Raw genomic sequence first — 15,692 nt, forward strand, 5'->3', positions numbered from 1 at the left:
GCACGCACCCCAACGCCGCGCGCTGATCCGACGCCAATTGTCAGACACGCCCTAGCGTGTGACCCACCGCAGCCCTGACGCTGCCCGAGAGAAAGGAAGCGCCCATGCCTTTCGTCACCGTCGGCCAGGAGAACTCCGCCCCCGTCGAGCTCTACTACGAGGACCACGGCTCCGGGCAGCCGGTCGTCCTCATCCACGGGTTCCCGCTGGACGGGCACTCCTGGGAACGGCAGAGCGCCGCACTGCTGGACGCCGGCCACCGGGTCGTCACCTACGACCGCCGCGGCTTCGGCCGCTCCTCCCAGCCCACCACCGGCTACGACTACGACACCTTCGCCGCCGACCTGCACACCCTGCTGGAGACCCTCGACCTGCGGGACGCCGTCCTGGTCGGCTTCTCGATGGGCACCGGGGAGGTCGCCCGCTACGTGTCCGCGTACGGCTCCGGCCGCGTCGCCAAGGTGGCCTTCCTCGGCTCGCTGGAGCCCTACCTCCTCAAGACCGACGACAACCCGGACGGCGCGGCCCCGAAGGACTTCTTCGACGGCATCGTGGCTGCTGTGAAGGCCGACCGGTACGCCTACTACACCGCCTTCTACCAGGACTTCTACAACCTCGACGAGAACCTCGGCACCCGGATCAGCGAGGAGGCCGTCCGCAACAGCTGGAACGTCGCGGCGGCCGGCGGCTGGTACGCCGCCGCCGCGGCACCCTCCACCTGGTACACCGACTTCCGCGCCGACATCCCCCGCATCGACGTGCCGGCCCTGATCCTGCACGGCACCGGCGACCGCATCCTGCCCATCGACAGCACCGCCCGCCCGTTCCACCGGGCCCTGCCCTCCGCCGAGTACGTGGAGATCGAGGGCGCACCGCACGGCCTGCTGTGGACCCACGCCGAAGAGGTCAACACCGCCCTCCTGACCTTCCTCGCGAAGTAGCCGGATCCGTCCGGCCCCGAGGGCCCCGCACCCGCCCGTCCGGTTGCGGGGCCCTCGGGGCCGGTGCTCTCCTGCTGGTGTCGGGCCGTGCGACGGCCGGAGCCGAATCGCCCCGACGTCCCCGAGGGAAAGCCGGTGGCCCCCATGGCCGAGCGATCCACCGTCCGCACCGTGACGTACGACCTGCTGCGCACGCTCGGACTCACCACGGTCTTCGGCAATCCGGGCTCCACCGAGGAGCCCTTCCTCCAGGACTTCCCCGCGGACTTCCGCTACGTCCTGGCGCTCCAGGAGGCCTCCGCGATCACCATGGCCGACGCCTTCGCCCAGGTCACCGGCCGCCCCGCACTGGTCAACCTGCACTCCTCGGCCGGCACCGGCAACGCCATGGGCAACCTGGTGTCGGCCTCCCACGCGCACACGCCCCTGATCGTCACCTCCGGCCAGCAGCACCGGGACCTGCTGATCGGCGAGCCGTACCTCGCCAACCGCGAGGCGACCCTGCTGCCGCTGCCCTCGGTGAAGTGGTCCTACGAACCGGCCCGCGCCGAGGACGTTCCCGAGGCCGTCATGCGCGCCTACGCGCACGCGCTCCAGCCGCCCGCCGGGCCGGTCTACCTGTCGATCCCGCTGGACGACTGGAAGCAGCCGCTGTCCGCCTTCACCCGGGTGCGGACGGTCAGCCACCGGGTGGCCCCCGACCCCGCACGGCTGCGGGCCTTCGCCGAACGCCTCTCCGCCGCCCGCCGGCCCGCACTCGTCTTCGGACCCGAGGTCGACCGCGGCGGCGGCTGGGACGCGGCCGTCACCCTGGCCGAGAAGCTGCGCGCCACCGTCTACGGCCCCCCGCTCGCGGAGCGCACCTCCTTCCCGGAGGACCACCCGCTCTACGCCGGCCCGCTGGGCCTGTCGGTCAAGGCCGTCGGCGAACGCCTGACCGGACACGACCTGGTCGCCGTGATCGGCGCGGAGGTCTTCCGCTACTACCCGTACGTACCGGGCGACTACCTCCCCACCGGCACCGCCCTGCTCCAGCTCACCGGCGACCCGCACGCCGCCGCCACCGCACGGGCCGGCGACAGCCTGCTCGGCGACCCCCGGCTGGCCCTCGAAGAGCTGCTGGACCTGGTCCAGGAGGGCACGGCCCGCACCGCCCCCGACCCGATGCCCCGGCCCCGGGTCCTGCCGGCCTCCCCGACCCTCCCGCTCCCCCCGCCCGCCGTCTACGCCGCCCTGAGCCGGGTCCGCCCACCGGACGCCGTCATCGTCAACGAGTCCACCTCGACCATGGCCCAGCAGCTCGAATGGCTGCCCACCACCCGCCCCGGATCCTTCTTCTCCACGGCCAGCGGCGGCATCGGCTGGGCCGTCCCCGCCGCCGTGGGCATCGCGCTCGCCGACCGGGAGCGCGGAGTACGCCGCCCGGTGGTCGGCCTGATCGGCGACGGCTCCTTCCAGTACTGCGTCCAGGCCCTCTACACCGCGGCCCGGCACCGCCTCCCGATCGTCTACGTGGTCATGCGCAACCACGAGTACGCGATCCTCAAGTCCTTCGCCCGGCTGGAGGACACCCCCGGCGTCCCCGCACTCGACCTCCCCGGCCTCGACATCGCCTCACTCGCCCGCGGCTTCGGCTGCCACGCCGTCGACGTAGAGACGACCGAGGACCTGGAACGGGAGTTCACCACGGCCCTGACCGCCGACACCACCACCGTCATCGTCGTCCCCACCCAACCCCAACCCGCCACGCTGTAGGGGGTACGGCCGGGCCCGGGCGGCAGGAACTCAATCAGTCGCTTGACAATCATCGCGAGCCCCTGCTTGAGTCCGGACCATGGCACGGGCAGAGAAGACGGACCAGCGCCGGGAGACCGGCCGGCGCACCCGGGACGGCCTGCTGGCCGCCGCCCTGGACCTCCTGGCGGAACGCGGCCAGGACGGCGTGAAGCTCCGCGACGTCACCGACCGGGCCGGGGCCAACGTCGCCGCGGTCAGCTACCACTTCGGTTCGCTGAGGGCGCTCTGCGACGCCGCGATCGAGCAGGCGCTGGAGCGGTACCTGGACGCCCAGATCCAGGCGCTCGACCCGCTCGGCCCCGACGCGACCCTCCAGGAGCTGGCGGCGGCGTTCGCCCGGCCGATGATCAGGGCACTGGCCGCCGGCGGACCGGAACTGGCCGTGATGCGCACCGTCGCCCGGGTCGGCATCGACCCGCCCCAGGGCTGGGACCGCCTGAGCGGCAAGTTCGAACAGGCTCGTCAGGACGCGGTCCGCGTGCTGACGGCCAACCTGCCCGGAACCGACGAGCGGGAACTCGTCTTCCGCACCCGCTGCGCCGCCGGCCTGCTGAACTGGCTCGCCCTGGCCCCCATCGGCGCCGAGCTGGCCAGCGAGCCCGCCGAACGGATCGAGCGGCAGCTGCTGCCCGTCCTGACCGGCGCGTTCCACGGGCAGCCGTACCCCGGCTGACCTGCACGGACCCCCGTCCGACCAGAACCATTCAAGCAAATGCTTGACCACTCGCCATGACGCTCCCATAATTTCAAGCAAGCATTTGATTGCTTTCATGGAAGGGGAAGTGCGATGACCACCGACGCGGAAGCCGTGGTGCGGGCCGCCTACCACGCGGCCGAGGGCCACGTCCTCGACGTACCGGGCTTCATCGACAAGTTCGCCGAGGACGGGGTGTTCAACAACGTCGTCGCGGGCGAGAGCTACCGCGGCGAACACCTCGGCGACCAGGTCGTCTTCATGGCAGCCCTGGCACCCGACATCCACCGCGAACTCCACCGGGTCCACGTCATCGGCGACGTGGTCGCCGTCGAGCTGACGATCGAGGGCACCGTCACCGGCCCCTTCGAGACGCCCGCCGGCACCGTCCGGGCGCCCGGCGCCCGGCTCAGCATCCCCACCGCCGACTTCTGGTACGTCGAGAACGGGAAGGTCAAGGAGTTCAACTGCTACGTCGGGCTCAGCGTCATGCTCGCCCAGCTCGGCGTGCACCCCGACTTCGCCGCCGCCGTCGCCTCCTCGGCGGCCGTACCGTCCTGACCGCCCGGGCCCGGCCCCCGATCCGTCAGGCTTCCGCCCTCACGGACCCCCGCTCCCCAGCATCAGGTCCGTCCCGCCCAGGAAGGTCAGCCCGGCCGCGTCGCTCAACTCGTCGGGGAGGCAGGTGAGGGCGAGCTGCAGCGCCTGCAGCGAGTCGATGCCGAAGATCGCCGTCACGCGGTCGGCGATGCCGGGGTGCCCGGTGATCCGGTACGGGCAGTACCAGTCCGGCCCCTCCGGATCGCGGGACGGCACCCCGACCTCCAACAGCACCGGCACCCGCGTGCCGTCCGCAGCGGTGAAGACCAGCTCACGACTGGCGACGACCCGACCGAGCTCGTACTCAGCACTCATCGCAGCAGTACACCACGCGTTCGCCCACCGGACCGTTCTCCGCCCGCCTACCGCCGCGGGTTCCCCCAGCGGGCACCGATCGAGGAGCCGCCTTAGCATTCCGGTGGAGCAGGGGGCCGCCCGCAGGAGATTCCGAGGAGCTTCGCGATGAGTACGCACCTTCACCCTGCTCGCGACCGCCGTGCCCGGCGGCTCCGGGTGCGCGGCCACCCCGGGCCGTCCGGGAGGACGGCGGTCCACCGGAGCACCGGCACCCGGCTCGGCTGAGCCAGCCACCGATGCCGGCCGGTTTCAGTGCGGGCGACACCGCCTTCGTGCTCATCAGTGCGGCCCTGGTCATGCTGATGACCCCAGGGCTGGCCTTCTTCTACGGGGGCATGGTCAGGGCCAAGAGCACGCTGAACATGCTGTCGATGTGCTTCGTCGTGCTGGCGATCGTCAGCGTGCTGTGGGTGCTCTACGGCTACTCGCTCAGCTTCGGCTCCGACGCCTTCCACGGCCTGATCGGCAATCTCGACCACCTGGGGATGCGCGGCATCGGGCGGGACGAGCTGCACGGCTCGATCCCGGTCACCGTGTTCGCCGTGTTCCAGCTGATGTTCGCGGTGATCACCCCGGCGCTGGTCAGCGGCGCGATCGCGGACCGCGCCAGGTTCACCGCCTGGACGCTGTTCGTCACGGTCTGGGCCACGGTGGTGTACTTCCCGGTCGCGCACTGGGTGTTCAGCACCGACAACGGGCACGGCGGCTGGCTGGTCGACCGGGTGGGCGTGATCGACTTCGCCGGCGGCACCGCGGTGCACGTCAACGCCGGGGTCGCGGGCCTGGCGCTCTGCCTGGTACTGGACAAGCGGGTCGGTTTCCGGAAGCACCCGATGCGCCCGCACAGCCTGCCGCTGGTGATGCTCGGCTCCGGGCTGCTCTGGTTCGGCTGGTTCGGCTTCAACGCGGGCTCGGCGCTGGCCGCCAACGGCGTCGCCGGCGCGGCGTTCCTGAACACCCAGATCGCCACCGCCGCCGCGATGCTCGGCTGGCTGGCCTACGTACGGGCGAGGAACGGCGCCTTCACCTCGCTGGGCGCGGCCTCCGGCGCGGTGGCCGGACTGGTCGCCATCACCCCGGCCTGCGGGTCGGTCTCGGTGCTCGGTTCCATCGTGATCGGGCTGGTCGCCGGCGCGGTCTGCGCGGCGGCGGTCAGCCTCAAGTACCGGCTGGGCTTCGACGACTCGCTCGACGTGGTCGGCGTGCACGCGGTCGGCGGGGCGATCGGCTCGCTGCTGATCGGCCTGCTCGCCACCGGGCACGTCGGCGAGAGCGCCAGGGGCCTGTTCTACGGCGGCGGCTTCGGGCAGCTCGGCAAGCAGGCGGTCGGAGTCGTGGTGGTCGCCTGCTACTCCTTCGTGCTCTCCTGGCTGCTCGGCCGGGCGATCCAGGGGACCATCGGCTTCCGGGTCGCCGAGGAGGTCGAGGTGGTCGGCATCGACCAGACCGAGCACGCCGAGACCGCCTACGACTTCACGGCGTCGGGGGCTCCCTGGCCCGAGCCACCGGCGTCCCGGCCCCGCTCCCGGTCCCGGTCCCGGTCCCGGTCCCGGGGAGTGGCGGACGGCCTGGCGACGGCCGTGCGGAAGGCGTTGCGGAGGAGGGCCCCGTAGCCGGCGGGACGTGCCGGGGCCCCCTTCACCGGCCGAGGGCCGCCGTCACCAGGTGACGGGCAGTGCGTGCAGCCCGTAGACCTCGTTGTTGACCCGGTAGGGCACCTCTTCGGCGGGGCACGCGAGCGCGAGGCCGGGCAGTCGCCGCAGCAGCGCGGGCAGCGCGATCCGCAGTTCGGCGCGGGCCAGCGGTGCGCCGAGGCAGTGGTGCGGGCCGTGCCCGAAGGTCAGGTGCGACACGGGCTCGCGTCCGATGTCCAGGCGGTCCATCCCGGCGCCGAGCGCCGGGTCCCGGTTGGCCACCGGCAGCTGGCAGACGACCTGCTCGCCGGCCTTGACCGGCACGCCGCCGATCTCGGTGTCGCACCGCGCCGTCCGGGCCAGCGCGGTGCTGGACACGGACAGGTACCGCAGCAGTTCCTCGACGGCGGCGTCGACCACCGGATCGCCCTCGGGCGCGTCGCGCAGCCGGTCGGCCTGCTCCGGGTGCGACAGCAGGGCGAGCACGCCCAGGCCGATCGTGTTGGACACCGTGACGTGGCCGGCGAGCAGCAGCAGCTCGCAGACCCCGACCAGTTCGGAGTCCGACACCGCGCCGCCGTGCTCCCGGACGAGCATGCCGATCATCCCGTCGTCCGGGCTGCGCCGCTTCTCCGCCACCAGGGAGGCCACGTACGCGTGCGACTCCCGGCCGGCCGCGAGCCGTTCCTCCATGGGGAGCCCGAGGTCCAGCGTGGTCCGGGACCAGCGGTGGAAGTCCCCCTGGTCCGGGTCGGGGACGCCGAGCATCGCGCAGATCACCCCGAGCGGCAGCGGGAGGGCGAAGGCGTCCATCAGGTCCGCCGCGGGCCCCCGCGCCTCCATGGCGTCGAGCAGTTCGCCGACCAGGGCGCGGATCATCGGCTCCAGGGAGCGGATCCGTTTCCCGGTGAACTCCGGCGTCAGCACGTGGCGCAGCCGCGTGTGCTCCGGCGGGTCCATGTTGAGGAGTTCGTTCGGCAGGACCGGGGCGCGTTCCGGGTCGTACATCGCGAAGGTCTCCTGGTCGGCCAGGACGCGCCGTACGTCGGCGTGCCGGGTGACGAGCCGGTACTCGCCGACCCGGTGCAGCCAGAAGTCCCGGACCCGCCGGGCCGGGTCCCCGCGCTGGGCCTCGCCCAGGGCCGGGCCCGGGTCGAACCCGTCGCGACGGTAGAAGATCGAGATCGGCGGCACGTCCTGCTCGCTCATGGAACCTCCCGTGATCATCCGGTATCCCCTTCCCGATACCCCCGGCCCCGGGCCACCGCGCACACCGGCGGCTATCCCGTACGGCGCGCGGGGGCGCGGCGGCCTCGCACGCGCCCCCTCCCCCGAGCCGGAGCCGCCCCCGGCGCGCCTCACCCCCGGGGAGCCGGGCCCCTCACCTGCCCTTCCCGTCCGCCAGGAGGCCCGCCTGCCGGTCCGTCAGGAGTCCCTCGGTACGGAGCCAGCGCACCGTGTCGGCCATGGTCTCCGCGATCGGCCTCGGCAGCAGTCCGCAGGTGCTCGCGGCCGGGTGGACGGGAGCCGCGCAGGCGCAGGTGTAGACGGCGCCGTACTCCGCGGGGATGTGCCAGGGCCAGCCGCGCTGCACCAGGGTGGCCAGGGCGCCGACCGGCAGCATGGCGCGGGCGGGCAGGAAGACCGCGGGCAGCCGCCGCCCGGTGACCTCCCGCAGGGTCCGCACGTACTCCCGGGTGGCCAGTTGGCGGCCCGGGGCGAAGTGGCGGTCGAGGCCCGTCCTCGGCGCGGTCAGCAGTCGGGCGTGCAGCCGCGCGGTGTCGCGGACGTCGCCGACCGGGAAGCCGCCGAGCGGCCAGACCGGCATCAGCCCGCGCAGGGTGTTGCGCAGCCGGGTGTTCTGGTCGCCCGGCCCCGGATCCAGCGGGCCGAGCAGCGCGGGCGGGTAGCTGATCACCACCGGTGCGCCGTCCCGCTGGTGGCGGCGGGCGACGCGCTCGGCGGCGGCCTTGGTGGCCATGTACGTCTCCCGGGGGCGGCCGACCGGGGAGTCCTCCCGGAGCGGCCGCCGGCGGGTCGGCAGCAGCGCGACGATGCTCGACACGTGGATGACCGGATCGGCGCCCGACCGGCGGGCCGCGGCCAGCACCAGGTCGGTCCCCCGCTCGTTGGTCCGGCGCATGGCCGCGTACCGCCGGCTGTCGAAGGAGTACACCGAGGCCGCGTGCAGGGCGGCGTCGGCGCCGCGCACCGCGCGGGCCGCTCCGCCCTCGTCCGTCACGTCCCCGACGACCAGGTCGACGGCGCCCGGGTCCACCTCCAGCAGGGCGAGGGCCCGTTCCGCGCGGGCCGGGTCGCGCACCAGCATCCGCACCCGGTGCCCGCCCCGGACCATCGCCGCGACCGAGTGGATGCCGACGAACCCGGTGCCGCCGGTCACGCTCACCAACATCGGACCACCCCTCCGCTCAGCCGGTCCCGTCGCCGGCACCGCCGACGCCCCGGTGGAAGCCTCCGCCGTAGAACAGCAGCGCCTGCCGGCCCTCCGTCCAGCCCGACCCGAGCACGCTGCCGAGGAAGACCGAGTGGTCGCCGCCGTCGTACTGCGCGGCCAGCTTGCACTCCAGCCAGGCGAGCGAGCCCGACAGCAGCGGGGCGCCGGTGAACGGGCCGGGCCGCCAGTCGACGCCGTGGAACTGGGCGGCGCCGCGCGGTCGGCCGCGGCCCGCGAAGTACCGTGCCAGCGGCTCCTGTTCGGCCCCCAGGACGGAGACCGCGAAGGACCCGGTCGCCGTGATCGCCCGGTGCATCGTCGCGGTGCGGGCGACGCAACAGAGCACCAGCGGCGGCTCCAGCGACACCGAGCTGAACGCGTTGGCGGTCATCCCGTGGACGTGCTCGCCACCGGTGGTCAGCACCGTGATCCCGGTGGCGAACCGGGCCATCGTCTCGCGCAGCGCGTCCGGTGGAACGGCGGCGTGCCGGGAGGACGGCGAGGTCGTGGACGGTGACGGGTCGTCGACCAGGGCGCGGCCGTTGTCGCTCACCGCGCCCTCCCCGTGCCCACCGGCCGGCCGGGCGGGGCCGGCGCCGCCAGGACCCGGGCGGCCACCGCGTCCTCGGCGTACGGCGCCAGGGCCCGGCGCAGCTCCTCCGGCACCGGGGCCGGGACGGTCGCCGTGTTCGGCCCGCGCATGCACGCGATCCGCTGGCGGCCGCGGGCGACCGGGCTCCCCTGACCGCCGTCGATCCGCAGGTAGTCGAAGCTGAACTGGACCTGGGTCCGGGTCAGTTCCTCCAGCCGCATCCGGACCGACAGCTCGTCGAACGCGGTGATCTCGGCGAAGAACTCGCACTCCACCTTGAGGGTGAACAGCTTCAGGTCCTCCCGCAGCTCGGCGAGCACCCCGGGCGCCTTCTCCTTGAGGAACATCTCCCGGCAACGCCCCTGCCAGCGCAGGTAGTTCACGTAGTAGACGTTGCCGACGAGGTTGGTCTCCTCGAACCCCACGGTGTGGCGCAGCTCGTAGTAGCCCGACATCAGTTCTCCTTTCCGGCGAGTACGGCGAAGACGACCGGCCCGGGCCGTCCGTTGACGGTGGTCACCCAGGTGGCGACGGCGGCGTCGCCGGCGGACAGGACGGCCCAGCCGTCCGGGTGGACGCGGTCGAGGGTCAGCGCCTGCGTGGTCGCACCGGACTTGCGCAGGCACTCCAGGGCGCTCCAGACCCTGGTGCCGGCCACCTCCGGGGCCTCGGCGGCCTCGGCCGCCAGCAGGTCCCGCAGGGCGTGTTGGCCGGGGCCAAGCAGCGCGTCCCAGTCCTCGGGGGTCCGTTCCAGGACGGACTCGGCGTCGCAGGCGAGGCGCCCCCGGCCCACCACCGCCAGGGTCAGGCCGCCGTCGTGCGAGGCCGACACCGTCCAGCCCTCGAGCCCCGGCCCGCCGCCGAGTTCGGGCCTGCCGTCCGGCCGGTGGTTCAGCTCCACCGGCCGGCCCAGCGCCCGACCGACGGCGGTCGCGGTGCGGGCCCGACGGTCGCGGTGCCCGGCGTCGCCGTCCGCGGCGGGTTCGACGACCACCGCGCGGCTGCCGCCCAGGACCCGTTCCAGGCTGCGTTCCAGGTACGAGCCGAGCATCGCGGGCACCCACGGGCCGGCGCCGTCGCGCCGGCGCACGGCGACCAGGGTCAGCCCCTGCCAGTGCTCGACCACCGCTCCGGAGGGCGTGCGCACGACGAGGTCGTAGACGTAGCGGTCCCCGTCCTGGGAGCGCTCCCGGGCGTCGAGCACCACGAACCCGGTGTCCTGGTCCGCCCGGTCGGCCAGCCAGAGCCGCTCGATGCTCTGCGGCAGCAGGATGGCGTCCGGCACGCAGCACTGGATGGCGTGCATCATCGCGTCCCGGGTGCCCGGGTCGGCCAACTGCTGCTCCTGCGGCAGGAAGGCGGCGAACCAGGGCGCCTGGGCGGCGGTGGAGATCTCCGCCAGGGCGTGCCGGGCGCTCGCCCGCCGGTACTCCAGCAGGCGCTGGAACCGCTTGCCCTGGAACAGCACGCCGCCGTACAGCTCGGTCACCGGGTCGACCGGCACCGTCGGCAGGCCGGACCCGAGCGGCAGCGGTGTGCCGGGCGGTTCGGGCCGGGGGTAGCGCAGCCTCGCCCGGAAGTGGTCAGCCGTGAAGCCGGTGTCCTCGCTGCGCAGCACCACGTCGACCGTCCCGGGGGCCTGCACCAGCGCGGCGATCCGGATGGTGGTCGAGCCGCCCGGGCGGACCACCACGGGGCGGCGGAACTCGACGTCCTCCAGCAGCGGCGAGCCCTGGTGCCCGCTCACCGCGGCGGCCACCTGGGCCATCGCCTCCATTCCCAGGACGGCCGGGAAGAGCAGGTCGCCCTGGAGCCGGTGGTCGGTCAGGTACGGGTCGCTGCCCTCGGACAGCTCGGCCTCGGTGATCAGCTCGATCTCCGGGTGGTGGGCGACCACCCGCTCCACGAACCTGGTCAGCGGCAGTTCGCGCTGGACCGTGGCCAGGGTGGGCAGGCCGCCGGCCCGTCCGCTCACCACCAGGACGGGGCCGGCCGAGGGGTCCGCGAGCACCTCGCGGAGCACCCGGATCCCGTCCTCGGTGGAGATCGGCGTGATGCCCTCCCGGATCAGCGCCTCGACGACGCCGAGCCGTTCGCCCATCCCCGCGCCCGACCAGACCGACCACTCCAGGGCGATCGCCCGGGCCCGCGGGTGCCGGTCCCGGAAGCGGAGGGTCAGCTCGGTCATCCAGTCGTTGGCGGTGGCGTAGTGGGCCTCGCCGCGGAGCCCGGCCCGGCCGATGATCGAGCCGAAGGTGACCAGCAGCTTCAGGCGGTCCGGGTCGACGGCCGCCAGCACCGCCGCCAGGCCGTCGGTCTTGGGCGCCAGGGTCCGCCGGAAGTCCTCGGCGGTCAGCGCGTCCAGGGCGGCCGGCTCGTTGCGGCCGGCGCCGTGCAGCACCGCGGTGACCGGGCCGAGTTCGCGCTCCAGCCGGCCCACGGCGGCGGCGACCTCCTCGGGCGAGGTCACGTCTGCCCGGGCGTAGCGGTAGCGCAGGCGGGCGGCGTCCATCCTGGCCAGGTTCCCGGCGAGTTCGCGGTCGGCGGCCGGGTCGGCGCGGCCGATCAGGGCCAGGGCCGCCCCGGAGTCCCGGGCGACCGCCAGGGCGCACTCGGCGGTGATGCCCTTGCCGCCGCCGGTGACCAGGAGGACGTCCCGCGCGTCGAGCGGTGACTCCCCCTCCGCCACCGGGCGGCGCGGCAGGGGGCGGAGCACCGGGACGGTGCGGCGGCCGTCCCGCTGGTAGCGGACCTCCGCGAAGCCGGCCGTGGCGGCAGCCTCGGCGACCACGCGGGCCACCGCCTCGTCGCGGGCGGCCCCCTCGGGGGCGGTGTCGGGCAGCTCGACCACCGTGGTCGGGACGGACGGGTGTTCCAGGTGCAGGGTCTTCGCCAGGCCCGCGGCCCCGAGGCGGTGCTGGACCACGACCAGCCTGGTGCCCTCGGGGGCGGCCAGGACGGCTCGTGCGGCGGTCAGGAAGAGCTCCGTGTCCCGCGCGCCGCACTCGTCCGGGAGGCAGAGCAGGACGCCGTCCCCGAGGCCCGCCGCGGCGAGCGCGGTGCGCAGCGGTGCGGCCAGCGGGTGGCTCGGCGTGGCGAAGACCGTCCAGTCGTCGGCCGCGGCCCGGGGATCGGACGCCCGGGAGCCGGGGTGCGGCCCGGCCGGCAGGGGAGCCGCCACGTGCTCGACCGCGAAGGGGCGCACCCACGGGGCCACCCCGGGGACCTCGCCCGCCGGCTCCGCCCCGGCCTGCGAGGTGTCCGCCAACCGGTCGATCAGCTCGGCGAGTTCGCCCAGCCGTACGGTCGCGAAGCCGGTCGTGGCGGCGAGCGCGGGCTGGCCCAGCGCCCGGGTGACGTCGTTGACGATCTGGCCGACCGTGATGGAGCTCAGGTGCAGGTCGTCCATCGGGTGGGTCCGCGCGGTGACGGAGTCCAGCGGCAGCTCGACCCGCTCGGCCGCGAGCCGGCGCAGCAGCTCCAGGGTGGAGACCGGGCCCGTGCCGGTGTCCGCGCCCGCCGGACGCCCGGACCGCTCGGCGCCGTCCGCTCCGTCCTCCGCCCCGTCGTCCGCCCCGCCGGCCCGCGCCACCAGGGCCGCGCCGATGGCCGGAGCCGCCTCGCAGGGGCTGGCCAGGAAGGTGGGCTCGCTCTCCGGCGGCAGCGGCCGGACCAGGCGGTCGCCGAACAGGGCCGCGGTCCGCACCGGCGCACCGAGCACGTAGGCGGCGCCGACGACCCTGAGCAGCGGGCCGAGCGAGGCGCTGTCGGTGTCGACCGCCAGCACCGCGAGGTCCGGCGCGATCTCCGCCAGCAGGCCGGACAGCACCCGGCCGGGGCCGACCTCCACCACCAGGTCGGCGTCGGCGGCCGCGGCCTCGGCGGCCTCGTGGAACCGGACCGGGAGCAGCACCTGGGCGCGCAGCAGCTCCCGCAGGTCGGCGGTCGGGTCCAGCAGCCGGCCGGTGACCGTGGAGGCGACCGGGCGGACCGGCGGGCGGAGCTCGAACCCGGCCAGTTCGGCCGCCATCGCGGCCGCGGCCGGCTCGACCAGCGGCGAGTGGAAGGCGTGCGACACCCGCAGCCTGGTCGCCGTGACGCCCTCGGCCGCCGCCCGGCGGCAGACCTCGTCGACCGCCCCGGCGGGGCCGGAGACGACGGTCTGCCGGGGGCCGTTGTAGCCCGCGACGACGACGTCCGATCCGTCCGACAGCCGGGCGGTCCGCTCCGGGGTCGCCGCCAGGCCGGCCATCGCGCCGCCGCCGAGGCTCGCCCGCGCCATCACCCGGCCGCGGACCGTGGCGAGGCGCACCAGTTGCTCCTCGCTCATCGCCCCGGCCCAGTGCAGCGCCGTCAGCTCGCCCAGGCTGTGCCCGACCGCGGCCCCGGCCCGGATGCCCAGTCCGTCCAGCACCCGGAGGGCGGCCAGCGAACCGGTGACGATGCGCGGCTGGGCCACCTCGGTGGCGACCTGGTCCGCACCGGCGGGCGGTCCGGCCGCGCCGAACACCTCCTCCGCGGTGGCGAACCGGCGCCGGATCGCGCCGACGGCGCCGTGTCCCGAGCCCTGCCCGGGGAAGAGGTAGACGATCCGGGGCGCGGTCCGCGCCCGGCCGAGGAAGACCCCCTCGGCGGCCGAGAACGCCTCCCGCGCGCCCGAGTCGAGCAGCGCGGCCAGCCGTTCGAGGGCCCGCGCGGCGTCGTCCGGCGAGGTCGCGACGACGGCGGCCCGGACCGGGGCGCCGGAGAGCCGCTCGGCCAGCGTTCCGGCCAGGTCCGCGAGTTCGGCCTGGGCCAGTCGGGGCACCAGGTCGAGCAGTGGGCCCAGCTCCGCGCGCAGCGCGGCCGGGTCCGCGCCGTCCAGCAGCAGCAGTTCGGCGTCCTGGCGTCCGGCGACCAGCCGGGTGGTGCGCTCGTCGAGCGCCTCGCGCCGGGTACGCCCGGGGCCCTCGGCGACCGCGACGTGGGTGTTGATCCCGCCGAAGCCCATGGCCGACACGCCCGCCCGGACCGGCTGGTCGGCCGGCCAGAGCTCGGCCCGGCCCGGCACGTACATGGCCGCCGTCTCGCCGAGCAGGCCGGGGTGCGGGTCGTGGTGGCCGGTCGCCGGGGGGATCACCTGGTGGTGTACGGCGAGGGCGGCCTTGATCAGGCCGGCCACGCCCGCCGCGGCCTTGGTGTGCCCGAAGTTCCCCTTGACCGTCCCGAGCGCGGCCGGTCGGGCCGTCGGGTCGGCGGCGCGGCGCGCGGAGGACAGCGCCTCGATCTCGGTCGCGTCGCCGAGGGCCGTGCCGGTGCCGTGGCCCTCGAAGTACGAGACCGTCTCGACCCCGTAGCCCGCCCGCCGGTAGGCGCGGTCCAGTGCCAGCCGGTGGCCGCCCGCCTCGGGCCGGGTGATGCCGCCCCTGCCGTCCGAGGAGACCCCCCAGCCGCTGATGCTCGCGTAGATCCGCCGCCCCTGCGCCACCGCGTCCCGCTCGCGCATCAGCACCAGCATGCCGGAGCCCTCGCCGGGCCAGAAGCCGTTGGAGTCCCGGTCGTAGACCTTCATCTCCCCGGTGGCCAGCGCGCCGGTCTTGGCGAAGCCGATCACCTCGAACGGGTCGATGGACAGGTCGACCCCGCCGGCGACGGCCACGTCCAGGTCGCCGTCGCAGAGCGCCCCGGCGGCCGTGACCACGGACAGCAGGGAGGAGGAGCAGGCGCCGTCGACGGTGTACCCGCCTCCGCGCAGGTCGAAGTGGTTGCAGATCCGCCCGGCGATGGTGTTGGCGAGGCCGCCCGCCAGCGAGTCCTCGTCGATCGGCGGGAAGGGCGCCTTGTACTGCGGCTCCAGCTCCCCGAGGAAGGCGGCGACGTCGCCCTCGGACCAGCCCTTGCCCGCCAGGGCGGCGGCCACCGTCCGGCGCACGTAGGGCCAGCGCAGCCGCATGGTGTTGGCGCGCGAGAACTCCCCGGTGAGGCTGTTGCCGACCACCACGCCGGTGGCCTGCCGCGGCAGGCCCGTGCCGTCCGGGAACCCGGCGTCGGCGAGCGCCTCGGCGGCCACGTCGAGGGCCAGCCAGTGGGTCAGGTCGGTCGCCCGGTACGTGCTGCCGGCGACGCTGTACCCGACCCGGTCGAAGCTGTAGTCCCGGAGGACGGCGGCCTTGGTCGCGTAGTACCGGTCGGGCGCGGTGCGGTCCGCCGACCAGTAGTCCGCCTGGTTCATCCGCTCGTCCGGCAGCCTCCGGAAGGCCCGGCGGCCGCCCAGTACGTTGTCCCACAACTCGCCCGGGGAATTGGCGTCCGGATAGCGGAGGCCGATTCCCACGATTGCGATCCGTTCACTGCTCATGTATCCACCACCCATGGAGATGAATTGACGGCGAATCCCTTCGCCAACCCGGCAGTCCACCCATCGGTCAAGCGTGCGACCAAGGCCGGGAAAATGCCTTCTCCGAGTTTGCTTTACCACCCGCGCGGGTCGCGCTCTTTCAATAACGGCGTTATTTCCCCGCGTTCGCATTCCATAACGCCGTGATATTCCGCGCGGCCCACCGGAGCCGACGGCCGTGAACGCACCGGGGCCCCCGCCGCGGGGCGGGGGCCTCGGTGCGTCCGGAGTGCCGCGGGCGGATTC

At 74.5% G+C, this 15,692-nt stretch carries 11 protein-coding genes; 5 read left to right on the forward strand and 6 right to left on the reverse strand.

All coding sequences use genetic code 11. The features are described from left to right. The first annotated feature begins 104 nt into the window (after positions 1-104). The 4 genes from AMK13_RS16315 (at position 105) to AMK13_RS16330 (ending at position 3,993) form a co-directional block, all read left to right on the forward strand. Positions 105-941 carry an alpha/beta fold hydrolase gene (locus tag AMK13_RS16315; RefSeq protein ID WP_074002817.1) on the forward strand — a complete coding sequence of 279 codons (837 nt, stop codon included), beginning with the start codon at positions 105-107 and terminating at the stop codon, positions 939-941. A 144-nt stretch (positions 942-1,085) separates the two neighbouring features. Beyond that, positions 1,086-2,696 carry a benzoylformate decarboxylase gene (gene mdlC, locus AMK13_RS16320; RefSeq protein ID WP_074002818.1) on the forward strand — a complete coding sequence of 537 codons (1,611 nt, stop codon included), beginning with the start codon at positions 1,086-1,088 and terminating at the stop codon, positions 2,694-2,696. Between the two features lie 79 nt (positions 2,697-2,775). Continuing rightward, positions 2,776-3,411, forward strand: coding sequence for a TetR/AcrR family transcriptional regulator (locus tag AMK13_RS16325; RefSeq protein ID WP_079272179.1), 636 nt, complete (start codon positions 2,776-2,778; stop codon positions 3,409-3,411). A gap of 114 nt (positions 3,412-3,525) precedes the next feature. Next, positions 3,526-3,993, forward strand: a complete 468-nt coding sequence (locus tag AMK13_RS16330; protein WP_074002819.1) for a nuclear transport factor 2 family protein — start codon at positions 3,526-3,528, stop codon at positions 3,991-3,993. A 39-nt stretch (positions 3,994-4,032) separates the two neighbouring features. Here AMK13_RS16330 and AMK13_RS16335 read toward each other — a convergent pair whose 3' ends face one another. Beyond that, on the reverse strand, positions 4,033-4,347 hold the full coding sequence (locus AMK13_RS16335) for a DUF6968 family protein (protein ID WP_074002820.1): 315 nt from the start codon (positions 4,345-4,347) through the stop codon (positions 4,033-4,035). A 278-nt stretch (positions 4,348-4,625) separates the two neighbouring features. On the opposite strand from AMK13_RS16335, the gene AMK13_RS16340 reads away from it, so the two are divergent. Beyond that, positions 4,626-6,002: an ammonium transporter gene (locus AMK13_RS16340; RefSeq protein ID WP_079272180.1), complete on the forward strand. Its 1,377-nt coding sequence runs from the start codon at positions 4,626-4,628 to the stop codon at positions 6,000-6,002. Between the two features lie 45 nt (positions 6,003-6,047). Here AMK13_RS16340 and AMK13_RS16345 read toward each other — a convergent pair whose 3' ends face one another. From AMK13_RS16345 to AMK13_RS16365, 5 genes are all read right to left on the reverse strand, one after another. Further along, positions 6,048-7,232, reverse strand: coding sequence for a cytochrome P450 (locus AMK13_RS16345; RefSeq protein WP_079272181.1), 1,185 nt, complete (start codon positions 7,230-7,232; stop codon positions 6,048-6,050). Between the two features lie 172 nt (positions 7,233-7,404). Next, positions 7,405-8,436: an NAD-dependent epimerase/dehydratase family protein gene (locus AMK13_RS16350; protein WP_074002822.1), complete on the reverse strand. Its 1,032-nt coding sequence runs from the start codon at positions 8,434-8,436 to the stop codon at positions 7,405-7,407. A 16-nt stretch (positions 8,437-8,452) separates the two neighbouring features. Continuing rightward, positions 8,453-8,929 carry a flavin reductase family protein gene (locus AMK13_RS16355; RefSeq protein ID WP_053112049.1) on the reverse strand — a complete coding sequence of 159 codons (477 nt, stop codon included), beginning with the start codon at positions 8,927-8,929 and terminating at the stop codon, positions 8,453-8,455. A gap of 98 nt (positions 8,930-9,027) precedes the next feature. After that, a complete protein-coding gene (locus tag AMK13_RS16360; RefSeq protein WP_074002823.1) occupies positions 9,028-9,525 on the reverse strand; it encodes an acyl-CoA thioesterase in 498 nt (165 codons plus the stop codon). Next, positions 9,525-15,407, reverse strand: a complete 5,883-nt coding sequence (locus AMK13_RS16365; protein ID WP_074002824.1) for a type I polyketide synthase — start codon at positions 15,405-15,407, stop codon at positions 9,525-9,527. Before AMK13_RS16365 ends, AMK13_RS16360 begins: the two co-directional genes overlap by 1 nt. Positions 15,408-15,692 lie beyond the last annotated feature (285 nt).

The organism is Streptomyces sp. CB02056, assembly GCF_001905545.1.
GTDB lineage: Bacteria > Actinomycetota > Actinomycetes > Streptomycetales > Streptomycetaceae > Kitasatospora.